21 protein-coding genes are annotated in these 25,176 nt (G+C 70.0%); 6 read left to right on the plus strand and 15 right to left on the minus strand.

Annotated features, from left to right (window positions below; all coding sequences use genetic code 11):
- Nucleotides 1–8 precede the first annotated feature (8 nt).
- The 5 genes from ACQP2T_RS44430 to ACQP2T_RS44450 form a co-directional block, all read right to left on the minus strand.
- The gene (locus tag ACQP2T_RS44430; protein WP_433510870.1) at nt 9–887 is read right to left on the minus strand and encodes a carbohydrate ABC transporter permease; all 879 of its coding nucleotides are present in this window, start codon (nt 885–887) and stop codon (nt 9–11) included.
- Entirely contained in the window at nt 884–1,834 is a 951-nt protein-coding gene (locus ACQP2T_RS44435) for a carbohydrate ABC transporter permease (RefSeq protein WP_433510871.1), read from the minus strand. The genes ACQP2T_RS44430 and ACQP2T_RS44435 overlap by 4 nt, the downstream gene beginning before the upstream one ends.
- Before the next feature lie 10 nt (nt 1,835–1,844).
- Nucleotides 1,845–3,167, minus strand: coding sequence for an extracellular solute-binding protein (locus ACQP2T_RS44440; RefSeq protein ID WP_433510872.1), 1,323 nt, complete (start codon nt 3,165–3,167; stop codon nt 1,845–1,847).
- Nucleotides 3,168–3,239: 72 nt separating this feature from the next.
- Nucleotides 3,240–4,001 carry an endo alpha-1,4 polygalactosaminidase gene (locus ACQP2T_RS44445; protein ID WP_433510873.1) on the minus strand — a complete coding sequence of 254 codons (762 nt, stop codon included), beginning with the start codon at nt 3,999–4,001 and terminating at the stop codon, nt 3,240–3,242.
- 345 nt (nt 4,002–4,346) lie between these two features.
- Nucleotides 4,347–5,234 carry a hypothetical protein gene (locus tag ACQP2T_RS44450; RefSeq protein ID WP_433510874.1) on the minus strand — a complete coding sequence of 296 codons (888 nt, stop codon included), beginning with the start codon at nt 5,232–5,234 and terminating at the stop codon, nt 4,347–4,349.
- A 119-nt stretch (nt 5,235–5,353) separates the two neighbouring features.
- Between ACQP2T_RS44450 and ACQP2T_RS44455 the strand changes: the two genes are divergently transcribed.
- The 3 genes from ACQP2T_RS44455 (at nt 5,354) to ACQP2T_RS44465 (ending at nt 7,456) form a co-directional block, all read left to right on the plus strand.
- The gene (locus ACQP2T_RS44455) at nt 5,354–5,662 is read left to right on the plus strand and encodes a hypothetical protein (protein ID WP_433510875.1); all 309 of its coding nucleotides are present in this window, start codon (nt 5,354–5,356) and stop codon (nt 5,660–5,662) included.
- A 10-nt stretch (nt 5,663–5,672) separates the two neighbouring features.
- Nucleotides 5,673–7,019 carry a hypothetical protein gene (locus tag ACQP2T_RS44460; RefSeq protein WP_433510876.1) on the plus strand — a complete coding sequence of 449 codons (1,347 nt, stop codon included), beginning with the start codon at nt 5,673–5,675 and terminating at the stop codon, nt 7,017–7,019.
- Nucleotides 7,020–7,144: 125 nt separating this feature from the next.
- Nucleotides 7,145–7,456: a hypothetical protein gene (locus ACQP2T_RS44465; RefSeq protein WP_433510877.1), complete on the plus strand. Its 312-nt coding sequence runs from the start codon at nt 7,145–7,147 to the stop codon at nt 7,454–7,456.
- Nucleotides 7,457–7,498: 42 nt separating this feature from the next.
- On the opposite strand, the gene ACQP2T_RS44470 is transcribed toward ACQP2T_RS44465, so the two are convergent.
- From ACQP2T_RS44470 to ACQP2T_RS44510, 9 genes are all read right to left on the minus strand, one after another.
- Nucleotides 7,499–10,738 (minus strand): galactose-binding domain-containing protein, encoded by a 3,240-nt coding sequence (locus ACQP2T_RS44470; protein WP_433510878.1) that lies wholly within the window; start codon nt 10,736–10,738, stop codon nt 7,499–7,501.
- A gap of 212 nt (nt 10,739–10,950) precedes the next feature.
- Nucleotides 10,951–11,958 carry a hydroxyacid dehydrogenase gene (locus tag ACQP2T_RS44475; protein ID WP_433510879.1) on the minus strand — a complete coding sequence of 336 codons (1,008 nt, stop codon included), beginning with the start codon at nt 11,956–11,958 and terminating at the stop codon, nt 10,951–10,953.
- A complete protein-coding gene (locus ACQP2T_RS44480; protein ID WP_433510880.1) occupies nt 11,958–14,060 on the minus strand; it encodes a DUF2264 domain-containing protein in 2,103 nt (700 codons plus the stop codon). Before ACQP2T_RS44480 ends, ACQP2T_RS44475 begins: the two co-directional genes overlap by 1 nt.
- Nucleotides 14,061–14,117: 57 nt before the next feature.
- The gene (locus ACQP2T_RS44485; protein WP_433510881.1) at nt 14,118–14,429 is read right to left on the minus strand and encodes a hypothetical protein; all 312 of its coding nucleotides are present in this window, start codon (nt 14,427–14,429) and stop codon (nt 14,118–14,120) included.
- Between the two features lie 129 nt (nt 14,430–14,558).
- Complete coding sequence (locus ACQP2T_RS44490) at nt 14,559–15,278, minus strand: cupin domain-containing protein (RefSeq protein WP_433510882.1); 720 nt, start codon at nt 15,276–15,278, stop codon at nt 14,559–14,561.
- Nucleotides 15,275–15,460, minus strand: coding sequence for a hypothetical protein (locus ACQP2T_RS44495; protein ID WP_433510883.1), 186 nt, complete (start codon nt 15,458–15,460; stop codon nt 15,275–15,277). Before ACQP2T_RS44495 ends, ACQP2T_RS44490 begins: the two co-directional genes overlap by 4 nt.
- Before the next feature lie 1,279 nt (nt 15,461–16,739).
- Nucleotides 16,740–18,524, minus strand: coding sequence for a tannase/feruloyl esterase family alpha/beta hydrolase (locus ACQP2T_RS44500; protein ID WP_433510884.1), 1,785 nt, complete (start codon nt 18,522–18,524; stop codon nt 16,740–16,742).
- Nucleotides 18,525–18,668: 144 nt separating this feature from the next.
- The gene (locus ACQP2T_RS44505; RefSeq protein WP_433510885.1) at nt 18,669–19,766 is read right to left on the minus strand and encodes a WD40 repeat domain-containing protein; all 1,098 of its coding nucleotides are present in this window, start codon (nt 19,764–19,766) and stop codon (nt 18,669–18,671) included.
- Between the two features lie 182 nt (nt 19,767–19,948).
- The gene (locus ACQP2T_RS44510) at nt 19,949–21,100 is read right to left on the minus strand and encodes a WD40 repeat domain-containing protein (protein WP_433510886.1); all 1,152 of its coding nucleotides are present in this window, start codon (nt 21,098–21,100) and stop codon (nt 19,949–19,951) included.
- A gap of 228 nt (nt 21,101–21,328) precedes the next feature.
- On the opposite strand from ACQP2T_RS44510, the gene ACQP2T_RS44515 reads away from it, so the two are divergent.
- Together ACQP2T_RS44515 and ACQP2T_RS44520 are read left to right on the plus strand one after the other, a co-directional pair.
- Entirely contained in the window at nt 21,329–21,982 is a 654-nt protein-coding gene (locus tag ACQP2T_RS44515) for a response regulator transcription factor (protein ID WP_433510887.1), read from the plus strand.
- A 55-nt stretch (nt 21,983–22,037) separates the two neighbouring features.
- On the plus strand, nt 22,038–23,168 hold the full coding sequence (locus ACQP2T_RS44520; RefSeq protein WP_433510888.1) for a sensor histidine kinase: 1,131 nt from the start codon (nt 22,038–22,040) through the stop codon (nt 23,166–23,168).
- 99 nt (nt 23,169–23,267) lie between these two features.
- Here the strand turns inward: ACQP2T_RS44520 and ACQP2T_RS44525 are convergent, their stop codons facing one another.
- On the minus strand, nt 23,268–23,747 hold the full coding sequence (locus tag ACQP2T_RS44525; RefSeq protein WP_433510889.1) for an RrF2 family transcriptional regulator: 480 nt from the start codon (nt 23,745–23,747) through the stop codon (nt 23,268–23,270).
- Between the two features lie 83 nt (nt 23,748–23,830).
- Here ACQP2T_RS44525 and ACQP2T_RS44530 point away from each other — a divergent pair, with 83 nt between their 5' ends.
- Nucleotides 23,831–25,159 (plus strand): MFS transporter, encoded by a 1,329-nt coding sequence (locus ACQP2T_RS44530; RefSeq protein ID WP_433510890.1) that lies wholly within the window; start codon nt 23,831–23,833, stop codon nt 25,157–25,159.
- Nucleotides 25,160–25,176 lie beyond the last annotated feature (17 nt).

Genomic DNA, 25,176 nt, shown 5'->3' on the forward strand with positions numbered 1-25,176 from the left:
ATGGGATTTCAGCCCTTGAGGCCGCTGGAGGTGATGGACCGGATGAAGGACTTCTGGGCGCCGACGAAGGCGAGCAGCACCGGCAGGACCGTGATGACGTTCCCGGCCATGACCGCCGCCCACTGCGTGTGGTGCTTGCCCTGGAAGGTGGCCAGGCCCAGTTGCAGGGTGTACTGGGTGTCGTGGTTGATGGCGATCAGCGGCCAGGTCAGATCGTTCCAGGTGGACAGGAACGTCAGGATCGCCACGGTGCTCAGCGCGGGCCGCGACAGCGGCAGCACGATGCGGAACAACACCCGCAGTCGCGAGCAGCCGTCCATCCAGGCGGCCTCCTCCAGCTCCCTGGGCAGCGAGAGGAAGAACTGCCGCAGCAGGAACACCGCGAACGGCGTGACCAGCGACGGCACGATCAGCGCGCCCAGCGTGTCGATGAGCCCGAAGCTCTTCATGACCAGGAACGTCGGGATCATCGTCAGCTGGAACGGGATGGCCATCGTGGCCAGCATCAGCACCAGCAGGACGCGGGAGCCGAAGAACCGCATGCGGGCGAAGGCGTAGCCGCCGAGCGCGCCGAACACCAGGTTGGAGGCGACCGCGACACCGGAGACGATCAGCGAGTTGAGGAACCAGCGCGGGAACAGCGCGTTGTTGAGCACGTACCGGTAACCGCCCAGGTTGATCCCTGACGGCCACAGCGCGGGCGGGAACCGGTTGATCTCCGCGTTGGTCATCACGGAGCTGATCAGCAGCCAGACCAGCGGGATCGCGAAGATCAGCGCGAGCGGCGCGAGCAGCAGGTGCCAGGGGCTGAAGGGCAGCCGCGCGCGGCCCGGGCGGCGCACGCCCGCGTGCGCGGCGCGGCGTTGGGTGGTGGCGGTCGCCGTCATCGGGTGGCTCCTTCGAGGCGCTGGCGCTCGCGGCCGCGGATCACGCGCAACCCGGCGGCGATCACGAACAGGGCCACGGCGAGGACGTATGCGGCGGCGGCTCCGTAACCGGCCGTGAAGTTCTTGAACGCCTGCTCCCAGATGAAGTAGACGATCACCGTGGTGGCGCCGAGCGGGCCGCCCTTGGTCGTCACGTACACCAGGTCGAAGACCTGCAGGGCGTTGATGGTCTGCCAGAGCACCAGGAACACGCTGACCGGCGTGAGCGTGGGCAGGGTGACGTGGCGCAGCAGGTGCCACCGCCCGGCTCCGTCCAGCCGCGCCGCCTCGATCAGCGACTGCGGTACGTCCTGGAGAGCCGCGAGGTAGACCACCACGCAGAACCCGAGGCCGCTCCACAAGCTGACGGCCACCAGGACGGGCAGCGCCTGAGCGGGGTCGGTGAAGAACCCCTGGGGAGAGATACCGAGCCAGTGCAGCACCGAGTTGGCCGCCCCGAACTGCGGGTCCAGGATGAACGAGAACAGCGTCCCCTGGGCCGTGGCCGAGATGACGAACGGCACGACGAACAGCGTGCGGTAGAGGCCGACGAACCTGATCCGCCGGTTCAGGGCGAGGGCGAGCGCCAGTCCCAGCACGATGCTGAGCGGTACGTACAGGGCCGTGTAGATCAGCGTGTTGCGTACGGCCTGGCCGAAGTGCGGGTCCTTGGTCAGCGCGTAGTAGTTGTCCAGCCCCACCCAGCGGCTGGGCGTGACCAGGTCGTCGGCCTGGAAGGACAGCAGGAACGACCAGACCGTGGGCACGATGCTGAGCCCGAGGATGATCAGGACGGCGGGGGTGATGAACGTCCAGGCGGTGGCCGACTCCTGGCGGCGGGCCTGGCGCCGGGCCCGTTGCCGCAGCTCGTGGCCGGAGATGGTGATGGGGGTGGGCAGAGACGACATGCGAGGCTCCTCAACGCGGGATGAGCAGGGCGGCGTTGGCCTCTTCGGCACAGGTGCGCAGCGCTTCGGCGGGGGTGCTCTTGCCGAGCAGCACGGCGACGACGGCCTGCCCGAGCGCCTGGGAGATCTGCGGGTAGGCGGGGTGCGTGGGGCGTACCCGGGCCGTCTCCAGCGTCTTGACGAACACCGGCAGACCCTCGGTCTCCGCCTCCGGCTTGCGCCAGGCGGGCAGTTGCTGGGTGGAGCGGCTCAGCGGCAGGCTGCCGGCCTCCACGTCCCAGCGCACGTCCTGCGCGGGTTGCATCAGCCAGGTCAGGAAGGTACGGCTGGCCTTCACGCGCGCCGCACCGTTGTCGAACATGGTCCAGGTGTCGGGGCCCGAGATCGTGATCGGCCGCCCGCTGAAGGTGGGCAGGGGCACCACCTGATAGTCGATCTTGGCGGTCTGGATGTCGGGCAGCTGCCACGGGCCGGTGATCGACATCCCCATCAGGCCGGACAGGAACACCTGGTACATCTGCTCGCTGCCGGGCTTGGGGTCGATGTAGACGCTCTTGTCCTTGGCGAGCGACTCCACCACCTGCAATGCCTGCACGCCCGCGTCGGCGAACCCGATGCCGCGCCCGTCCTTGCCGATCACGTCGCCGCCCAGGTCCCAGATCAGCGGCCACAGCCGCCAGACCGTGTCCTCGTCGGCCGCGCCCGGCCAGCCCGTGCCGAACCGGCCGCGGCCCGCGTCGGTCAGCCGTTTGGCCGTCTCGATGAACTCCGGCCATTTCCAGCCCGGCTGGGGCAGCGGCACCCCGGCGTCGCGGAACACCTTCTTGTTGCAGACGACGGCCAGCGAGTCGAGCAGTGCGGGAGCCGCGCGGACCTGGCCGTTGACCGTGACAGCGGCCCGCGCCGGCGCCCAGAAGTCCTTCCACGGCGTGGGACCGGACTCGACCATGCTGGTCAGATCCACCACCTGAGGGCTGCGCGCGACGTTGGCCAGGTCCGACCCGAAGATGTAGGCGATGTCAGGGTAGGAGCCGGACGCGAGAGCGGCGGTGATCTTCTGCAGCATCGCGTCGGCCAGCACTCCGCCGCCCATGTCCACCCGGATGTCGGGGTGGGCGCGCTCGAAGTCGGCCACCAGTCGGGCCATGGCCTCTTTGGCGGTGTCGGTCTGACCGTGCCAGAGCTCGATCGTGACCCGCCCGTCGGCGCCGACACCGTTGCCGGCGCCGCTCGCGCACCCGGCCAGCGCCGTTCCCGCCACCGCCGTGAGCGCCAGGGCATACCCGCCGCGCAACACGTCCCGGCGGGAGGGCGGTGGGGCAACGCGCTCCATCTCTACCTCCAAAAACCGTGGGTCAAAAGACCCAAACCGTGGGACCCGAAAACCGTGGGTCAGAAGACCGTTTCAGCAGGTCTTGCGGACGTATCCGCTGGAGCCCTTGGGCGAGACGTCGACGTCGCGCTGGACGATGCTCAGCTTGGTGCCCCAGCCCGAGCACGCCTTCTTCAGGCCCGAAGCGGTGTACTCGATCACGATCACGTTGTTGCCGAACGCCGCCGTGTAGTCCCCGCACTCGTCCCAGGTGCCGCACTCTTCGGCGACCGCGAAGTCGAGCCCGTTCGCGACGCGCGATCCGGCCAGTTCCGAGGTGTTCTTCTGGGCGATGGCCACGCCCTGGGCGTGGGCGTGGGTGCTGAGCAGCCGGATGTACGCCTGGGCGTTCGAGGCCGTCAGCAGCTTCTTCGAGCGGGTGTAGCTGTCGTAGTTGTCGGGCTCGATGGCCTGGTAGCCCTTGGCCTTGCAGCCGTCGATCCAGCCGTTCACCTTCGCGGCGACCCGCTTGCGCTTGGCGTCGGTCCGCAGGTCCAGCAGCGCCTCGCCCCAGTCCTCGTCGATGACCACCTTGCCGTTGGCGTCACGCAGCAGCAGGTCGGAGTCCCAGTCGTCCTCCTCGCCCGGCTGGACCTGGAAGGCGTTGACGTAGCAGATGTTGTACAGCCCCGCGGCGGGCGCGGCGCCCCGGTCTCTGCTGACCACGGCGACCCCGGTCGGCGGCGTGTACGCGCCGCCGATCTGGTAGTCGAACCCGGCATGTACGGGGGGCAGGGTGACCGCGGCCGCCGAGGCGGTCGAGGGGACGGCGACCAACGCGGCCGAAAGGGCCACGGCAGCGCCTAAGCATCTACGGGTGGGGCTCATCGTCGGCATCTCCAGACGATAGGGGGCACGTCCCCGCCTCGGACGCTGACAGCGATCCTGGCGACTTAGTCCGGGCTTGTGGCGGTGGCCACTTACCGGCTAGGCGTACCTCTGGGGCCGGTGCTCGATTCCGGCGTTCCTCGGAGTAAATCGAGCACCAACGCTCCTGTCAAGAGTCCGGAGCTGCTCACTTCTGGCACATTCAGCGCAGCATTGCACAGGGGATACGTCACCGCAGTGCGGAGCAGCCTATCGGTGCGCGGAAGCCGGGGCGGGGCGATCAGCCCGCCCGCACATGCCACTCACATGTCGTCAGATCCGCCCGTTGCGGAGCAGGATGCCGAGGGCGCCGACGGTCACGTGGCCGCGCCAGTCCAGGACGCCCGCCGGTGAGATCTGGGCGTAGTCGACGGTCCAGCCACCGTCGTCCTTCTGCGTCCTGGCCAGGCGGTCGAGGTCGGCCTCGATCGCCTCCGGGGTGAACAGGGCCCGCACCGGACGGTCCGGGAACGGCGCGAAGTCCAGCGGGCGCAGCCTCTCGTGCTCGGTGCCGCCTTCGACTGGCACCTGGCCGCCGGCCGGCAGGTAGGCGCCCAGCCGCTCGAGCAGCCCGGCGGCCTCCGGGTGGGTGTCGTGCACGGCGTCCAGGAAGCGCAGCGCGAAGGCGAGTATGTACGCGGGCGGCTGCCGGTCGAGGGCGGCGATCGTGTCCAGGCAGTAATGGGTGGCCCGCTCCAGCCACGGATGCGCGGCCACCTCGGGCAGATGCACGGCGACGCGGTGCGCGACGGCCGCGGTGACGGAGGTGATCTGCAGCGAGGACTCCTTACTGTCGGCACCCGCCCACCAGGGGGCGTTGCCGGCGTTCGAGGCGCAGGGCAGGGCGAACGGCAGCCCGCCGTCGGGCAGCGAGACCGACTCCAGCCAGTCGCACAGCTCGCTCGCCCGCGGGCAGGCGGCCGGTGCGACGTCCTCGAACACCTCGAAGGCGTGCGCCGCGGCCCCCGGCTGGCTCTCGGGCGCGCGCAGGTCGGGCTCCAGGCCCCAGCCATAGCCGCCGTCCGGATTGCGGTAGCCGTCGAGTGCGGCCAGCGCGGCGGCCGGATCGCGCTCGCCCGTCAGGAGCTGGAAGCGGCGGCGGTCCAGGACCCGTGCGTGGGTGGCCATGAAGTCGGCGGCCACGGAAAGATCGATGTTCATGCGTTCATCATGACCCGGTCACCGTGCCACGGTCTTGCAGGAAACGGCCATGCTCACGCCTGGTCTAGCATGGGACAAAAGGGGCTATAGGTGCCTCTGTGTCTGCATGAGGGTGACCGTTGGGCCAGGAGCTTCTCTTCGACCACGCAGCATTGAGCGGCGCCGGGCGGCACATGAAGGACTCCGCCGCCCTGTTCCGGCGCCATGCCGACAGCCTGCTCCTGTCCGTGGGCGGCAGCGGCGGATCGGCGTTCGGCGGCACCCTTCTGGGCACGGCCGTGGACCAGCTCAACGAGCTGCTCCACCAGGCGTGCGGGCAGACGCATCACAACCTGCACGCCACCGGCACGGGCATCGAGGTGATGGCCGACGACCTGCGCAAGGGCGTGGCCGCCGCGGAGGAGGCCGTCCGGGCGACGGGTTCGTGAGGCGGGCCTCATGCCGGTGACCCTCACGCCCGAGCTGGAGCCGGGGTTCCGGCTGCTCGGCGTGGAATGGCCGAAAGAGGATGAGGACGGCATCCGTACGTGCGCGACGGCGTACCGTACGTGCGCGATCTCCCTGCAGCGCGAGGTGAGCCCCGCGGCGCACGGGGCCGTCGCGCGCGCCGGCACGAACAACGCCGGCGACCACATCGACGCGGTCAACGCCTACTGGGCCGACTACAGCGAGCCCGGCTCCGGGCACCTGGACAGCCTCGCGGCCTCGCTGCACGCCATGGCGGACGCCCATGACCTGCTCGCCCGGCTCATCGAGATACTCAAGCTGCTGCTGAAGCTGCTGGCGATGTACGTGCTCATCGCCCTGACCTGGGCGCTGGCCTCGGCGGTGATCTCCGGCGGGCTCGCCGCGCTGCGGGCGCGGGCCACTGTCGGGATGCTGCGCACCTTCGCCCGGCAGGCCGTGGCCACCCTGCGCCGCAAGCTGGAGCGCTACTTCGGCCGGACGCTGATCCGGGCGCTGGAGACCCGCCTGCGCCGGCTGCTCGGCGCCAAGCCGCCCAAGTTCCCGGCCGTGGCCACGGCCTCGCGGCTCAAGAAGGCGCTGGGGCCCGCCGGAATGCTGGCGGCGTCCGGAGGCGCCCTGTTCCTGGACGAGGAACGGCCGGAGCGCCACCCGCACGACTCACCGATTCCCCCCAAGGGCGCCCCGTTCACCGGGAAATACCGCATCGGCCCGCCCCAGGACCCCGGCATCCACTTCGACGATCCCTGGCCGTACGACCCCGACGCCAAGCCCACGACCGAGGACTACGCGAACTGGTACAAGTGGCGGGGCCTCATGCATGGCGAGGAGGCGATGCCGGGCTGGGACGACGCCGCCGCCACGGTCAAGCACTATCTGGATGGTTCCGGCACCGACTTCGAGGTCGACTACCAGAAGGCGTACGACGAGGACAAGAGCGTCCGCCAGTCGGTCGACGGGGCGGTCCGCCAGGCCCAGGAGCAGGCCGAGCGGCTCTACCGGGAGAGCGGCAGGTCGGAGTTCCAGATGACCGGCCAGCCGCTCAAGGCCGAGACCGAGACGGACAACTGGAACGGCGCCCTGGGCAGCCACTCGATCTGGGGCAGCGGGAACGTCCGGATCGACGGGAACCAGGCGACGATGGAGATCACCGTCCACGCCCACGACCGGTACAACTTCAACAAGTACGACGACAACGGCGCCAAGACCGGGTGGATCAACCAGGAGAACGGCCGTTTCGAGGAGCTCGGCTGGGCCAGGTCGTACACCACGCGCGGGCAGCTGACCCGCACCGTGACGTGGACCATCCCACCCCGCTGACCGCTCACCGCGGTGACCTGGCGACCGCCAGACCGAGGTCGCTTGGATCTTTCCGCCCCATTGACGGACCTATTTATTCTTAGGAAACTTTCCTAAACGATTCTCGCCGAACCCAGGAGATTGGTATGAACGCGAGAAAATGGTCCGCCTCGGCGGCGACGCTCACCCTCACCATCGGGCTGGTGCTCGGCCTGGGACCCAGCGCCTTCGCCGCCCCCACCGGCTGCAGCTACCAGCTCAACACCGCGGAGCGGTGGGCCTCCAGCTACTGCACCTCGGGCACCGGTGAGCACCGGATCCACGTCCTGCAGCGGCACTTCCTGCCGGAGGTCGGGCTCATCCCCATCGAGGGCCCGTGGGCGCCCGCCGGAGCCACCTCCTACACCGGCATCAGCCCGCACACGACGATCAGCGTGTGGATCGACACCCAAGGCTGAGGCCGTGAAGGGGGCGTGCCCCGAAAGGCACGCCCCCGCCGGTCACGGTCCGTACGCCTTGACCTCCAGGAGGCCGACGGAGCTGGTGCCGTTGCCGGTCATCAGCACCCGCAGGCGGGTGGTGTTCGTCGCGGTGAAGTTGACGGTGTTGTACTGGTTCTTGGCCAGCCCGTACGCGCTCGCGCCGGGCACGTCGACGTAGGCGCTGCCGTTCCAGTACTGGAGCTTCCAGGACGCGGGCATGTCGATGCCCTCGTCATCGTCGAAGAAGTACACCTCCGCCTTGTTCAGGTTCTGGGCCGAGGACCAGGTCAGGTCCACCCACTGCTGCCCGGTCTCCGGCCAGCAGCCCCAGCGCGGGTTCACGGTGTCGTTGGAGGAGGGCGGGTCGATCCCGTCGTTGACGGCGGCGACGCTCTCCCAGGAGGAGGTGTTCGACGCCGACGGGGTCGCCGAGGCGGCCAGGTTGCCGCTCGGCGGCTGCTGGGTGCCGCCACGGTTGAACATCTTGATCTCGGTGAGCCCCGTCTTGGCTCCCGAGGCGTTGTTGGCCAGCACCCGTACCCGCTGGGCGCTGATCGCCGGGAACTGCACCACGTTGTAGTTCGCCCGTGGCGCCGACGGGCTCTTGGCCTGGCTGGGCACGCTGACCCAGGCGCTGCCGTTGTAGTACTGGATGTCGTACGAGGCGGGTGCCCGGTAGGTGGCGCTGGCCGGGCGGCTGTCCTTGAAGTAGAGCCGGACCTCGTTGAGCGTGCGGGCGGCTCCGAAGTTCACCTCGTACCAGTCCTGGCTGGCGCCCGTGCCGCCCCAGAACGGCTCGTTGATCGGGAAGCCGTCGACCGCGCCCGCGGCCGTGCTGCCCGACGCGGTGGAGGAGGTCGAGACGCTCGCCCCCTGGGCCAGGTTGGTCAGGTTGGCGGTCAGGTCGACCCCGGCCTTGGCCAGCAGGTCCACCATCCGGGCGCTGCTCTGCGTCACCTGCGCGGGCGCCTGCAGCCCAGGCGAGGACACGTGATAGGTGACCGTGCCGCTCGTGGTGACGTCACCGGTGGCCGGATCCCAGGTGAACGGCACCAGCGAGTTGACCGTGGCGACCCTGCTGCCGTTGATGAAGATCGAGTAGCCCTCGGGTACGCCCGGGTAACGGACCACGCCGTCCGCCGGGTCGTCCCAGACGATGGTCAGGTCGGCGTTGCGGTAGCGCAGGTTGTTGACGGTGAAGTTGGGCCAGCCGATGTTGATCGGCGAGAGCTCCACCTTCGCGTCGTTGCGCGGGCGCAGCCCGGCCACGTCCTCGATCACGGTCCAGTTGCTGCTGCCCAGGATGTTGTGGTGGATCCAGGAACGATAGGTGATCGAGGAGCCGTTCCAGTCGGCCCAGAACTCGTTGGCGTCGGGGTATTGGGTGTTGCCGTTGATGTACTGAGCCCAGGCGTTCCAGTACAGCAGCTTCTTGTACCAGGTCGCGTCGATCCACGAGTTGGAGTAGTTCCGCAGCACCGAGGAGAGCAGGCGGAACTGCACGGTGGAGTTGATCGTGGAGAAGTTGTTGCTGCCGGTGCCCGAGGCCGCCTTGTCGGCCTGGTTGGCGGTGTAGAAGGGGAAGATCGGATACTGCGCCGGATCGTCGAACAGACGCAGCGCCTGCTTGTACGTCGACGTGTTGGGGATGGCGCCGACGGCGAACGGGTAGTAGTTGTTGATCTCCTTCCACGGCACCCACTCGTTGGTGGACTTCAGCCGGTGCTCGAACAGCTGCCGGTTGGGGTTCCACAGCACGTTGACGATGGCGTTCTGGATCTGCGTGGCGAGCGTGCGCATCTCGGTGGCCTTGGCGGTGTTGCCGACCGCCTCGTACGCCTGCGCGGCGGCCAGCGCGCCGCTGTACTGGTAGGCCGACTCGGCGCGGTCCATGTTGCCGGGCTTCCAGTGGAAGGAGACGGCGTCGGCGTCGTTGCCGGTCAGGGCGCCCCAGTCGTACTCGATGAGCTTGTTGTTGTCGTGGTCGTAGTACGACAGCTGGCCCTTGACGTCCCCCTCGGCGTAGCGCGCCAGGTTGGCGGCGATCGCCGGCTGGCCGCCGTGGATCTGGTAGCTCTTCCACGCCGCCTCGGCGATGTACTGGGTGTAGCTGTTGGACCAGTTCTCGGGATCGCCTGGATTGTCGAGGAAGCGGCCGTTCTTGGAGATCTGCCCGACGCTCAGCCAGTCGCCGTAGGAGTAGATCGGGTTGCGTAGATACTTCAGGTCGTCGATGTGCATGGGCTGAGTGAGCGCGATGGCGTTGTTGTAGCCCAGCACGCCTTCGGTCGAGGTGGGGAACTGGAACGTCTGCCCGGGAATGTCGGCGTCGAGGTTGTTGAAGCGCATCAGCCACCAGCGGTAGTAGATGTTCTTCTTGATGGCCGGCTCGGGCACGTCGATGTAGGGCACGTTCTGCGCCCACCACAGGTTGTAGGCCCGTACGTGGGTGGCGAAGGCTGTGGCATTGGTGTAGCCCGCGTAGGCGTCATACTCGGTGCGCGACTCGGGGATCTCGTTGGTGACGAAGCCCATGACCACCTTGGCGGTCACGGTCCCTCCGGCCGGGATCGTCACGGACCTGTTCAGGCCGCCGCTGGAGACGGTGAAGCCGTCACCGGTCAGCCGGGGATAGATCGTGGTGAGGTTGTTGTAGGCGTTGACCTGCCCGGTCAGCTCGCTGCCGCTGCCCGAGGTGGCGTACGGGGAGGTCGCCCGCAGTTGCAGGGTGGTCGAGCTGGAGCCGCCGTTCGTGATCGACAGGTTCGTCACGGCGACGTTGTTGTTGGTGATGAACTTCGTCTGGTTCACCGTGATCGAGCCGCTGGTGTGCACGCTCTTCCAGTAGCTCGGCGCCTGCCAGCGGGAGTTGACCTGCTCGGTGAAGGTGCCCGGGGTGATGGCGACGGTGTAGGCGTTGTTGTTGCTGATGCTCTCCCAGTACGCCACCTGGCCGGCGAAGCCGAGCGTGCCCGGTGTGTGGGTCTTCATGAACAGGGCGCGTCCCCGGGACATGAGCCAGGTTCCGGCCGGGTCGTTGCCGGGGCGGGCCAGCAGCCGGTCCATCCAGAAGTCCGTGCCCGAGCTCTCCGCGTCGTAGATGGCCTGCATCATGTTGCCGGTCGTGTACGAACCGGGCGCGGCCGGGATCGACGGGCCGTTGAAGGTGGGGTATCCGATGGTCTGGGCAGCCTGCGCGGGAGCGCCTAAGACGAGTGATCCCGCGATGAGCAGGAGGGCCGTGATGATTCTTCTCATGCAGAGTGATCCGATCCGATCGAACGCTTGGGGGGAGTGATCGAACCTAGCGCTTGGTTGTGGTAGCGCTAACAATCCTTTCTGTCGAATCGGCGATATAAAAGGTTTTCGGCAACGTAAACCGATATAAGGGCCATGTCAATCGGCGCGACGGCCTGCCTTGGCGAACGTTGCGAAAAGGTTTTCGGCTGATTTCGGCTTTCGGCAGGTCGTCAGGCCAGGCGAGCCAGCTGCTCGGCCGTCACCCGGCCGCGCATCGGGCGTCCCCGCATGAAGTGTTCAAGGTCGGTGATCGCGTACGCGCCGAGCCGCCGCAACTCGCGTCCCTGCGCGCCCGCCACATGCGGGGTGACGAGCACGTTGGGCAGGCCGAAAAGGGGATGGCCCGGAGGCAGCGGCTCGGGTTCGGTCACGTCGAGCACGGCCGAGATACGGCCGGACCCGCACGCCCTGGTGAGCGCCTCGGTGTCGATCAGCGAGCCGCGGGCGGTATTGATCACGACGGCCTGATCCGGCAGGAGGCCGAGACGGCGCTCGTCCAGCAGGTGGCGGGTCTCGGCGAGGGCCGGGGCGTGCACGGTGACCAGGTCACCACGCCGGCACAGCTCGTCCACGTCCACCAGTTCGGCCCCCATTTCGGCCGCCTCCTCCGGCGAGACGTAGGGGTCGGACAGCAGGACGTCGACCTCGAAGTCACGCAGCCGCCGCAGCACGTGCCGGCCCACCCGGGAGGCCCCGATCACACCCACGGTGCAGTCGTACAGCCCGGTGCCCGCCCCCTGCTGCCAGGCCGACCGGTCGGCGCCGGCCGCGTAGTGACCGGCCCGCTCGAAGGCCCGTTTCGCGCCGAGCACCAGCATGGCGATGGTGTACTCGGCGACGGGCACGGCGTTCGCCGCCGCGGCGGACGACACGAGGATCCCCCGCTCGAACACGACAGGATCGACGATCGCCTTGACGGAGCCGGCCGCGTGGACGACGGCCCGCAGGCCAGGCGCCGCCTCCAGCACCTCGGCGTCGATCCGCGGGCAGCCCCACCCGGTCAGCAGGAACTCCGCGTCGGCCAGGGCCCGCGCCGCCGCCTCTCCCTCGAACGAGGTGAACGTCACCGTCGCGTCGACCTCCACCGACTCCCGCAACCGGTCGATGAGGTCGACGGGGAAGACGTCGTGGAAGGCCCAGGGCGCGATGGCGAAGACCGCGACGGGTGGCCGTGACATCAGGCAGGCTCCTCAGGTGGGTGAACGGTTACGCGGGGTGCCACTTCACGTGCGGTGTCGGTGAGGCGGACGCAGGTGGAGGTGGTCTCGGTGAGGCGGACCGTCGCCGTGTCGCCGCCCGGCAGACCGAGGGTGACCTGGTCGCCGTCGACCCGCACCTCCGGGGGCGGCGGCTCGGCCGTGCCGGTGAGCAGGACGAGGCTGACGTACACGGCGGTTCCGCCCGGGTGGGCGTCCGCGAGCACGTACGGGGTGGCCGAGTGCCGCCCGAAGGCGTTCGCGCCCGTCGCGGTCGCCACCCCGGCCGTCGTGTAGCCGTGCAGCCCGCGCACCACGCTGACCAGCCCGTCCGCCCGCCGAGCCGACGCCCAGAGCTCGCCGCCGCGCGCCGTGGGCGGCGCCTGCCCGGCGATGGCGTGGCCACCGTCCCTGACCTGGTGTCCGGCGGGCGCGGTGACCCGGTGGATCCGTACCTCGGCCGCCCCGTCCACCACCGAAGCCGTCACCACGTGGACCGGCCCGGCCGGGAGGTCGTCGCGGTAGGCGGAGGCGGCGAACCGGTCCCCCGCCGTGAGCGGCTCGATGCGGCGCCTACGGGAGACGGCCCCGTCCGGCGCGACGACGACCACCTCCCCGTCGACACCCACCACTGCCCTGTCGACACCCACCACTGCCCTGTCGAAACCGACCACTGCCCTCTCGAAACCGACCACTGCCCTGTCGAAATCGACCGCCTGCCCTTCGGCTCCGGCAACCTTCCCTTCGAGACCGGCTCCCGCCCCTTCGCCGCCGGTCACCTCTCCTTCTTTGCCGACCGCCTCGGCCAGGTTGGGGCCGGTGTGGCTGGTATAGGCGAGCTTGAGGTAGTGCGGATCCGGCACCCCTGACGGGTCCTGGATCCGGTCCCGGTCGCTGCCGTGGTTGACCAGCCGGACCACGCCGTCCTCTCGGGTGGCGTGCAGCAGCCACCCCGGCGGGCGCATCGTCACCGCCTGGTCCGCCAGGTCGATCGGCGCCGGGACCTCGGCGTCCGTCCATACCGGGTGTTCGGCGGGCAGCAGCAGACCGAGGAACGCCTTGCTGGCCCAGTAGGGCGAGCCCGGCCCCGAGTAGCTCTGCGTAACCGGCAGGAACGTGTCGTACCAACCGAGCGTCAGCAGCCCCCGCTCGTCTGGCACGCCCCGCTCGACGAAGTGGCGCAGCACCCCGGAGGCGATCCGCCGGGTCCGGCCGGGCGGGAGCGGCGAGGAGCCGGTCAGCGCGCCCAGCCAGAGCGGCGCGACCGTGGCGAACCGGTAGGTCAGCGACCGCCCTTGGTGCACGGGCCCGCCGTCGGCGGCGAACAGGTGCTGGTACTGGCCCAGGAAGGCCCGCAGCCGCTCGCCGTAACGCTCCAGGCGGGCCGTGTCCCCGGCCATCCTGGCCCACAGCAGCGGGTAGAGGTGCAGGGCCCAGCCCGCGTAGTAGTCGAAGTTCTTGCCCGCGCCGTCGGAGTACCAGCCGTCCCCGACGTACCAGTCCTCGATCCGCTCCAGGCCGCCGGTGATCTCATCGGCCTTGTACGGCCCGCCCACCTCGGCCAGGAACTGCTCGACGACCACCCGGAACAGCACCCAGTTGTTGTCCGGCGTCCGCCTGCCGACGAAACCCGCCAGCCAGGCCACCACCCGCTCCTGCTCGGCCGGGGACAGCCGGTCGTACAGCCAGGGCCGGGTCTCGTGCAGGGCCAGTGCGATCGAGGCCGCCTCGACCAGCGGCTGGGACATGTCGGTCAGCGGCGGCCAGGCATAAGGGTGCGCCGGGTCGGTCCCCGCCACCAGCCCCCGCGCGTACCGCTCAAGGAGAGCGGGCGGCACCGCGCCGCCCGCCCCGGCGATCCGGAAGGCGGCCAGCAGGAACGTGCGGGCGTACCCCTCCAGGCCGTCACTCACCGGCCCCGACCGGCTCTCCCTGCCCGGCATGCGGTACTGCGCGAAGTCGTCGGTGGCGTATGGCACCACGGATTCCAGCAGGTGATCCGCCACGGCCTCCCAGTGCGCCCGGGTCCAGCCGGTGTAGGCGGACAATGCGGTATCGGCAGGTGGGAGGCACAGCGATGACATAAGCGGATAATACGGCTCGCGATCAACGAGCCCGGGGAGGGGTACTGTCGCGAAGGATCACCCGCGTCTCGATCCGCACGGAACCTGAGCCCTCGGACCCCTCGAACTCTGCGCCCGCCCAGCACCACCCCGGCGTGGCGGAGGCCGCATCACGCCGGTCGCCATCACGTCGTTGACAGCGAAGACGACCTCGGTCCCTTCGAGCCCACGTCCGGCCAGCTCACGGGCCGCCTCGTAGCCGCCGACCCGAGTGAACTCCGTCTCCAGCAGGAACCGGCCGTCCAGGGCGATGCCCGACTCCAGCCGCCCTTCGGTGAAGCCGTCTGCCCGGGTGCAGGAGGCGCGGACTCGGGCGCGGGAGACGCGCACCCGGGCGGAGGCGTGGATGACCGCGAACCGCCGGTAACCCGCCCTGGCCGACGCGCGGGCGAAGCGGCGAGCTCGGCAGTGGTCGCGCCGGGCGGGGTCGGTGAGGAGCGGGGTCGGTGAGGAGCGGGGTCAGCTGGGGGCAGAGTGGACGTGCGGGTGGGCGACGTCGTGGGTGTGCAGGTGGCCGCACATGCCCCAACGGGCTTCGGGCGGGGATTCGAGCAGCGTGGCCTCGCCCAGGTGCGTCCCGTCGCCGCGTTCCAGCGCGTCGAGCACCTCGGCGGTGTGGCGGGTCTGCCGGGCGACGGTGTCCTCCCAGGTACGCCGCCAGCCCGCGACCCTGGGACGTACCAGCGCCACCGCGCTGTCATAGAACTCCCGCAACGGTCCCGGATCCCCGTCGGCCAGGCTCTCGGACAGCCGCAGGAACCCCGCCACCGCCAGATCACGGCGACGCCGCACGGCCTCCTCCGCTCCCGCGCCCGAAGGCAGCGTGGCCGCCTCCCGGTAGCGGGCCGCGTCCGCCACGATCTCCGGCGGGAACGTCATCACCGCGTCACCCGCCTCGGGCAGCCCGGCGTTCTGCATCACCACGACCACCTCCAGACCGCCCCGGTTGATCGCCCGGTGGATCGTGCCCGGCGTGAACCACACCGTCGAACCGCCGCTCAGCTCAGTCTCCCGGAAACCGCGCAGGTCGAGGGTCTGCAATGCGCCGCTGCCGCCGATGACGACGTACGCCTCGGTGGAGGCGGTGTGCATATGCGGCGTACCGCCCTCCAGGCCGTCAGAGCACGCGCCCGAGTAGACCGACAACCGGGTGACAGAAGTCCCGCCGGGGAACGTCATGCTCTCACCCCCAGCGCGGCACACCCCTGGTCGGCCAGGTGCCGGACGCCTTCCTCGACGTGGTCTCCGGCGGCCACCACGACCGCGTACCGGAAACTGACCGTCTCTCCGTCCGCGACCCGCACGGCGGTGGCGATCCCTCCGGTTCCGACGATGGCGGTCCGGTGGCTAGGTGGGGGCATGGGCGCCTGGCCTCCTGGGCGGTTCGACGTGGGTCCGCAGTTCGCATCGTGCAAGGTGACGGTGGGTCTGGCCGCATGGGGCATTCGATGTTCCTCTCGCGCCTGGCAACCTGCCGATCGACCCGACCATCGCGGTTCCTCTCGCGTCAGGCAACCGGCCGATCGGCCCGACCATACTGGATACGCTCACACCCGGCTGGTCGCCGTCCGGCCTGCCACGCGCTGTTGCCGCCCCACCGTAGATCCGGTCGCACCGCGCCTCAGGACCGGAGCCGCAGGATGGTCGGTGCCACGGGAGCGCTCGGCGCGCGCCCGGCTGCCGGGCGCCGTCGGCAGCAGCGGCTCGCCCGCCTTGACCGCCGCCCCGTCTGTGTGCGGACGCGGCGGTCCTCTCTCCACACTCTTCGCCGACAAAAGCGCGATTTCTACCTGCCAGCGGTCCAATTGCCCGTGCTATCTGTACACCAGCCGGGCCCTGTAGCCGCCGGGTGCGGCATCCACCACTGCAGTGATGATCGAGTATCCCGCCGCAGCGAGGAGTTGATATTGATGCGCCATGATCTGCAGAGCGATTATCTCTGACGGCGTTACGGCCGAAGTCCATGTGCAGGGGTCGCATTGCTGAGGCAGCGCCGCGACTGATTTCGTGGCTGCCTGAGCAACCACAGGTGCGTTTGTCGCGTTGGCGGCACTTGCCCCGGACAGGGTGGTCACTGCGACAGCGATCGCTATAGCGATGGCCGACTTCACGCTTCTCATGGATTAACCTTTCTCGTCTTGAGCTGAGGATTACTGGTAATGCACGCTTTCCTCGCAGGCCCGCTGCGTTTCGTTGCAGAATTTACTTGCGCGTCCTTGCGGATATCTGTCGCAAACCTGTCGTTGCTTCGGAGGCTTGAGCATTGCCAAGACTCGGATAGCAGCAATTGTGTTAGCGCAGGCCAGCAGGGTTCTTGCTCATTGGCCTCACAACCCTCGCCGCAAGAGTTCGACACGAAGGCCGCGTGGTGAGCCTCGGAAGCCGACAGGTCCGCCGCGCAGAGGGATGCATGGCGAGCCCCTCTTCATGCTCGGGGCAGCCGTGGATGTGCTCGGCGACCTTCGCCCGGAACGCCTCGTCGTGGCCGAGCGACCACGACTCCTCCAACACCGGGCAGCGGTAGTTGCTGGTCAGCGTCGTCGGCGTTGGGCGGCGCGGGGCACGGTGGAGCGCGAGCGGGCGGTTACGGGACCAAGTGGCCCTGACCGCGGTTCTGGAGCTGGACGCCAAGCCGCCCGGCTAGCTCGGCCGTTGCGCCAGGGTGCAGGACCAGCGGCCGTCGTGCCAGCCGCAGGTCTGCTCGTATCCGGAGCGGAACGACCCAAGCCAGGGGATGTCGTCCTCGTAGCGCGTGGGCGGCGGGGTCGGTGCGAAGTTCGCCGCGTCGTCGACGCTGCCGCTCCCGTCGTAGCGTGCGACGGTCGGATAGGGGTAGACCGGCCGGGTCCGTACGACGGTGTCGTCCTGGCGCTTCGTGGCGACGAGCTGGTCGGGTGCGACGCCGTTCTCGACCCAGGCGATGGTGGGGGTGAGCGCGTCGATCGCGTCCGGCCCCTGACCGTCACCGCAGTGGGCGACGCCCGGCAGCATGAACAGGCGGGCGAACCGCTGCGTGGCGTCCGTCCCGCCCATGCGCTCGGTGAGGGCGTGGTAGTAGGCGATCGTCCCGTAGGGCGAGATTGCCTGGTCTGCCCAGCCGTGCCAGAGGAGGAGCTTGCCGCCCGCGGCGCGGAAGGGCGTCAGGTCGGGGTCGCTCGCGTCGTAGATGCCGGCCTGCCGGGAGATTTCGCGGAACGTCGCCGAGTCGTAGCGCAGGTCGCGCAGTGTCGCCGACGGCCGGGCAGACGGGTAGGCGAGGTACTTCAGCGCGCTCGTCGCGTTGCCCTCGGCCACGGCCGGGGCGCCGGTGGCGGTCGGGGTGACCCAGCGGGCCCAGTTGGCTTCCGAGCCCACGGGCTCGCCCCCCGGGTACATCCGCCGGCCCCGCTCGTCGCGTGGCCCGTCGTACAGCTTGCGTACGGCATCGATCTGCGCGTCGGTGAGGCAGTCCGCGCTGTCGGTTCCTGTCGGGCAGCGCAGGCTGCGCGGATCGAACGCGCAGGCGCGCGGGTCGTCGATCTGGCCGTCGGCCAGGCCGTCCCGTGCGTCGCACTCGCGCATGACGGCTGTGTGCAGCGCGGGAAGCTTGGCGGCGGTCATGATGGGCCGGCCCTGCGCGTCGGTGTTGGCCGTGGCGTGCCAGCCCGCGGACCACACGATGAGCGAGGTGAGCAACGACGCCGGGGCGCCGGCGATGATGCCGTCGAAGTCACGCGGGTAGCGCTGCGCCTCGGTCATTCCCTCGTGGCCGCCCTGCGAGCAGCCGTCGAAGTAGGAGTAGCGCGGGCCTTGTCCGTAGTAGAGCGCGATGAGCCGCTTGGCGACGAGCGCGACGACGTGGTCGGACCGGTAGCCGAAGTCGACCCGGAGCTGCGGATCGGCACCGAACGTACCGTCGAAGCCGGAAACGCCGACGTGCCCCCCGTTGCCGGTGGCTATGACGAAGTCGCCGCGGGTCAGCGGCACGCACCCGTCCGTCGCGTCGGCGAAGAAGTCGACGCTCCCGCAGAACGCCCCGCACCCGGTCTGCAGATACCGCTGCCGCCACGTCTCGGTGGGGAGGAGCACGTCGAACTGGATCTGCGGCGCCGCGGTTCCCTTGACCTCGCAGACCGCCCAGCCGCCCGGCGAGGTCGTCGCGGTCGCGGACCCGATGACCGCCGGAGCGCCGGGCGTCCCAGACAGGTCCTGCCCGGCGAGGGCCGCGCAGTCGATCTTCGGCAGCACCACGGCAGGGCCGGAGGACGAACCGCGCGCCTCGGCGGGCACCCCGGCCACGGCCGTACGGGCCGCGGCCTGGCCACCGCCGGCCATCACGAGAACGGCGAGGACGGCGAGCACAACCGATAGCGCCCGGACTCCAGCGGTGCGGCCGACGCGGCTCAGCGTCCGGCCCCGTACACAAGCGAGCGGTTCTTGTGTCATCGCCATACTTGATCATGACTGAATGCGGGGATCGGCGGCAATGGCTTTGGGGGCCCACTCCAGGTCGAGGTCGGTCGACCCGCGTCATCCGCGCGCGGTTGATCATGCCAAAGAGATGACCAAGCCAGTCACAGCCATCGCGGATCAGCGGGTCGGCGTCAGGTCCCACAGGTGGACGGCGCTGTCCGACCTCGAAGTGACGGCGACCGGCGTGCCCGCGACCTCGGTGGCCGACTCGAGGAAGTGGCCGGTGAGCGGCTCGCCGATCTGCTCTCCGCGCGCCAGGTCCCACACGAGGATCGTGGTCCCGCGCCGATCGTTGAGATCGCGGTCACCCCCGGTCAGGGCGATTGCGCGGCCGCCCACGGTCGCGGTGACCACGCGCTCGATGTCGCCGGTGTGCCCGGTCAGCGGCGCCCCGATCGGCTCCTGGGTCGCGAGGTCCCAGGCGCGCAGCCGGGGGCCGTCGGCGGCCAGCACCACGGTGCGGCCCTCCACCTCGGTGATCGCGATGCCGCCGACGGGAGACTCCAGCCCCGGCAAGTCCGCGCCGAGCCGCTCGCCGCTCAGGACGTCCCAGGCCTGAAGGAACGGATCATCCCCGCCGGTCACAGCGACAGGGCGGCCGTCGACCACGGCGGCGGCCATCTCCCCGTTGTAGGCGCCCTGCCGCTTGATCACCTTCACACCGGTGGTCAGCTCCCAGGCCAGCAGCCGGCCCGTTTCGCAGGTGCTGATGGCGAGGAGACCGCGCTCGGACCGGACGGTCGTGAGCGAGCAGACCCCGAGCACGTGACCGATCATGACCGAGCCGATCCGCCGCCCGGTATGCAGGTCCCAGGCCCGCACGATCCCACCGCTGACGTCGTCGCCGTCCTCGTAGCGGAAGTCGAACCGGCCACCGCCGGTAACGACCACGGGCCGCCCGTCGACCTCCGCCACGGTCACGCGCCCGGCGATGAGGGAGGGCTCGGTGACGAGCCTTCTCCGCTCGTCCTCATCATCGTCGTCGTCCCAAAGCCCGTTCTCGATGTACCAGTTGTCATCGGGCCCGGCCGCGTCGAGGTCCAGCGGGCGGCTGACGCATCCGCCGCCTCGGAGATCACACGTCCACAGCACCCCCTCCTCATCGACGCTGACCGTGATGGGGGCGCCGTCCAGCTCGATCACCGGCGTACCGGAGTAGGTGGCACGGCCATGCGAATGGCCCGCATAACCACGCATCATGCGCTCATCGGACATACACCGAATTCTAATGATCTTCACCGACAAGAACCCAGATAACACTGGTTTCGTTCTTCGACACCTCGAGCCGGTTCGCTGGGCCCACGCCAAGATGCGGTGCGGCGTCCTGTTTCGTAAGCGAACACCGCTTCAGAACGGCTCTGGAAAACACGATCCCCGAACGCGACTACAGAGAGTGCTCAGGGCCGGGGGTCGGTGGTCATGACGGTGATGTGCCGGCGAGCGCAGATGATGAGGTGTCCGGCCGGGGTGAGGGCGAGGGCGGTGACGGGTTCGAGGGCCTTCGTGGCGGGGCCGATCTGCCGTAGGGCGGTCAGGTCCCACACGGCGACGGTGTCCTTGGCACCGGTGATGGCGACAGGGTGGCCGTCCACGACGGTGGCCGCCAGCGCCTGGACGCCATGGACGGGCAGTTCGCCGATGAGGTGGCCGGTGGTCACGTCCCACAGTTTGACCGCTTCATCGAGGTCGGCGCTGGTGGTCAGGGCCAAGGGGGTACCGTCGGCGCCGGTGGTGAGGGCGATTTCGCGGATGAGTTTGCCGTGGCGGCCGGTGGGGTGGGGGGCGATGTCGTGGCCCGTGTGCAGGTCGCGGACGCGCAGGCCGCCGTGGAGGGTGCCGCTGACCGCGATAGGCCGGCCGTCGGGGGTGGTGGTGGCGGCAAGGGCACGGACTCTGTGGCGGGCTGCGGGCGGCGAGCCGAGCCGGGTGCCGGTGGTCAGGTCCCAGCCGTGGATCGTCTTGCCGGTGCCGGCGGTGACCGCGATCGGCCGGCCGTCTACGACGACCGTGTCCAGCGCGCAGATCTCATCGGCCGGGTCACCGGCAGGGATGGTGCCGGTCTGCTGTCCGGTGGCCGGGTCCCAGCTTCGCAGGGCCCCGTCGGCTCCGGCGCTGAGCACGGCGAGCTGCTGGTCCACCATGGTGGCCGCGAGGTGATGGATGGGGCCGGCGTGCCCGATCAGCGGGCTGCCCACCGGGTCGCCAGAGTCCAGGTCCCACACCCGGATCGTGGCGTCGGCGCCGGCGGTGATCGCGACCTGTCGGCCGTGCAGCGTCCCGGTGGCCACCGACTCGATGACCCCCGCTCCGGCGACGTCGTCAACGGTGGTCAGGTCCCATACTCGTACGGTCCGGTCGTTGCCGGTGGTGACGGCGACGGGGCGGCCGTTCACCTCGGTTGTCGCCACCGCCCGCACCTTGTCGGTGTGGGCGGTCTGTATGACCCGGTCGAACGTCCGCCGGCCGTTGCCGCATCCCGTCCACCGCGTGCTCCAGCCGGCGGAGTCGACGAACGGGACCTTGATATCGGGTAAGGGCTGGATTGACATGACCCGGCAGTGTAGCCACCGGCACCGACACCACGATCACCTTCCTGGCGAGGCCGGCGGCGGTGTGCGCAGGCCGACCGTCGGCGAGATCACGAAAATCCTTGCCAGCTCGCTCGGGGAGCGGGCGACCAACGCTTGATCGTCCACGAGGACATCGCTGACCGGCGACGTCGCGCAGACACGGCGGTTACCCCGTTGTAACCCCCGGCGGGGCATCCTGAGGAAATCATGAGGGTGCTGATGGTCGAAGATCACGAGGAACTGGCCCAGACGGTGGCCGCGGGGCTCCGCCGCGAGGGCATGGCCGTTGACGTGGTGCTGGACGGCGACGACGCGCTCGAACGGACCTCGGCCAACCACTACGACGTGGTCATCCTCGACCGCGACCTGCCTGGTCTGCACGGCGACGACGTGTGCAGGTCGCTCGTGGGGGCGGGCTACCCGGCGCGGGTGCTGATGCTCACCGCCGCCGGGACGATCGATGACAAAGTGACCGGGCTGGGCGTCGGCGCCGACGACTACCTGCCCAAGCCGTTCGCCTTCGCCGAATTGGTCGCCCGAATCCGGGCGCTGGCCAGACGGTCGAGCCCGGCCCTGCCGCCGGTGCTCGTCCACGGCGACCTGCGGCTCGACCCGGCCACCCGGATCGCCACCCGCGACGGGCACCGGCTGCCGTTGAGTCCCAAGGAGTTCGCCGTACTGGAGCTGCTGCTGGCCGCCAGGGGTGCCGTGGTCTCCGCCGAGCAGCTCCTGGAGCAGGGCTGGGACGAGTTCGCCGACCCGTTCACGCAGACGGTGAAGGTGACGATCAGCCGGTTGCGCCGCAAGCTGGGCGATCCACCGCTGATCGAGACGGTCCCGCAGGCCGGGTACCGATTGTGAGGCGGGCGGTTGCGGGACGGGCGGTTGTGAGGCGGGCGGTTGTGAGGTGGCGTTTATGAGGCGGACGGCCCGGCTGCGTCTGACCCTCCTGTACAGCGGTCTGTTCCTGCTGACCGCGGTGGCGCTGGTCGCCCTCATCTACTTCCTGGTGGTGTACTCGCCCTTCCCGGGCCCGCCCACCGCTCCCACGGCGCCTGGCGGGATCGACCTGCCCGTACCGGAGCCCCAGGTGAAGGGGCAGCAGGCCGAGAGCCTGCGCCGGCTGCTGGTCAACTCACTGATCGCGCTGGCGGTGATGGCATTCGCGTCGGTGCTGCTGGGCCGGCTCACCGCCGATCGCGTACTGCGGCCGCTGCACGACATGACGGCCGCGGTCCGGCACATCACGGCCGAACAGCTCGACCGGCGGCTGGCGGCGTCCGGGCCGGACGACGAGCTCAAGGAGCTGGCCGACACCTTCGACGAGCTGCTGGATCGGCTGGAGGCCGCGTTCACGGCGCAGCGGCGGTTCGTGGCCAACGCCTCCCACGAGCTGCGTACCCCGCTGACGCTGCAGCAGGCCATGGTCGAGATCGCGCTCGCCGACCCGGCGGCCGACGTCGGTTCATTGCGGACCGTGCTGGAACGGCTGCTGGCCAACGGCAAGCACCAGGAACGACTCATCGAGGCCCTGCTCATCCTGGCCCGCAGCCAGCAAGGACTGCACCACCGGCAGCCCCTCGACCTGGCCGCGATCACCGGGCAGGCCCTCGACCAGCGCGGCGACCAGGGCGTCCGCGTCGAGTGCGCACTGCACCCGGCTCCCGCCTCCGGCGACCGCGCCCTGCTCGACCGCCTGGTCGCCAACCTCCTGGACAACGCCGCACGACACAACATCCCAAACGGCTCATCCCCGGACGGCCCGACTCCACGCGGCTGGATCAAGGTGGCGACCGCCATGGAGTCCGGTCGGCCCACCCTGAGGATCTCCAACAGCGGCCAGGTGATCCCGCCCGACCGGGTCCAGACGCTCCTGCGGCCCTTCCAGCGTCTGGAGACCGGCCGGAGAGCCACGGGCGACGGCCTCGGGCTGGGCCTGTCGATCGTCGCCGCCATCGTCGAAGCTCACCACGGCACGCTGGAAGTCCACGCCCTACCGGCCGGCGGGCTGGAGGTGACCGTCACCCTGGCGGGCTCGGTTTCCTAGGGACTCCTCAGCCGCAGGCCATTGTCCGCGAGGTTCCTCAGACCAAGGCATTGTTCCTAGCGGCCCAGGTCATGTCACCAGAGGTTCCTCAGCACCGGGTCACGCGGGGGCGGCCAGCCAGCGGCGTACGTCGGCCATGGCCGTACCGTCACTGTCGGCGTCGATGCCCGCCGCGAGGTCCGCGATCGTGATGCCCGCCAGCGCGCCGGACCAGGCCTCCTGTGCCGAGGCCATCGCGCGGGCGATCGCGCACGGCCGGTCACACCGTTCGGCCGGTACGGCCAGCGGCCCCTGCTGCCGGATCTCCGTGCATCGGTAGGCGGGCGAGTCGCCGTCGATGGCCTGGACCACCTCCAGCACGGTGATCGCCGCGGCCGGCCGGGTGAGGAGGTAGCCGCCGACCTGCCCGGCCGTAGACCGGACGATGCCCGCTCGGGAGAGCGCCTGGAGGTGCTTGGCCAGGTACGCCGGCGGGGTGCCGTGCAGTTCCGCGAGCCGCGCCGCCGGCACCGGATCCTGGCTCTGGCTGAGCGTGACGCAGCTGTGCAGCGCCCACTCCACCCCGTTGGACATCTTCATGCCAGGCAGCCTACCCATTCCGGACAACGAATGTCCGTGATACAACTCGGATGGAAAATGTCCGAGATCAACTTGGAGCCCCCATGACGCGTACCGCTCTAGGCGCGGCCGCCGTCGCGTTGTTCGTCGCCGCGGCGAACCTGCGACCGGCGATCGCCGCCGTGTCCCCTCTGGTGGACCGCATCCGAACCGACCTCGACCTGTCCGCCACGGGAGTGGCGCTGCTGACGACCATCCCGGCGCTGGCCATGGGGGTCTGCGCGCCCCTGGCCGCCGTGGTCGGCCGCAGATTCGGGCTGCGGCTCGGCGTGCTGCTCGGGCTGGCCGTCATCGCCGTGGCGACGGCGGCCCGCGTCTTCGGCGGCTCCGCCTGGCTGCAACTGACCTGCGCGGCGGCCGTCGGCGCCGGGATCGCGATCGCGCAGACGCTGCTGCCCGCCGTGGTCAAGACGCGCTTCGCCGACCGCGCGAGCCTGGTCACCGGCATCTACACCGCCGGCCTCGGTCTGGGCGGCGCGGTGGCGGCCGGGGTGACCGCGCCCCTCGCCGACGCCATCGGCTCCTGGCCGGGCGCGCTGGCCTCCTGGTCGGTGCTCGCGGTGGCGGGCATGGCGATCTGGTCGGCCTCCCGCACCTCCCTGGCCCTCGACAGCACCGACAGCACCCCAGCCTTCGCGGGTACGAACCGGGCCGGCACGGACCGGACAGCAACTCCGGCGGGGACAAACCAGACCAGGGCAGGCCAGTCCAGCCTGAGCCAGACCAGCACGACCCAGACCGGCGCGCGCCAGACGGCGGCTCCAGCGGGCCCTGTCACCAAAGGGCTGCCCTGGCGGAGCGGTTTGGCCTGGCGCATCACCGTGCTGTCCGCCGTCAACTCCGCCCTGTACTACTGCGAACTCGCCTGGGTCGTCCCCCTGCTCCACGAGGACGGGCACCGTGACGCCACCGGCGCGGGCGTGCTGCTGACCGCGATGATCTCCATCCAGGTCGTCGCCATGCTGGCCGTACCGGCGCTGCTGGGTGAAGGGCGGGACAGGCGCGCCGGATTGGTCCTGACGACGGCGTTGACAGCGATCGGGTTCGCGGGGCTGGCGGCGGCTCCGGCGACGGCCACCTGGGTGTGGATCGCCGCCCTGGGCGTGGGTCACGGCGGGCTGTTCACGCTCGTCCTGACGCTGCCCGTAGTGGTGAGCCGCGACGCCGCCGAGGCCGGGCGGATCAGCGCGATGGCGTTCTTCGTCGGGTACGCCTGCGCCGCGCTGGCGCCTGTGCTGGTGGGAGCGCTACGTGACGCCACAGGAGACTTCCACCTGGCGTTCGGCCTGCTCGGCGGGCTGACCGCCGCGATGCTGCTCCCCATCGCGCGGCTGCGTGAACGCGAGCGTACGGGAGCGACCAGCACACGCTGAGGGAACCGGAGAGAAGC

This window comes from Nonomuraea sp. CA-143628 (assembly GCF_050942315.1).
In the GTDB taxonomy this organism is placed as follows: Bacteria; Actinomycetota; Actinomycetes; order Streptosporangiales; family Streptosporangiaceae; genus Nonomuraea.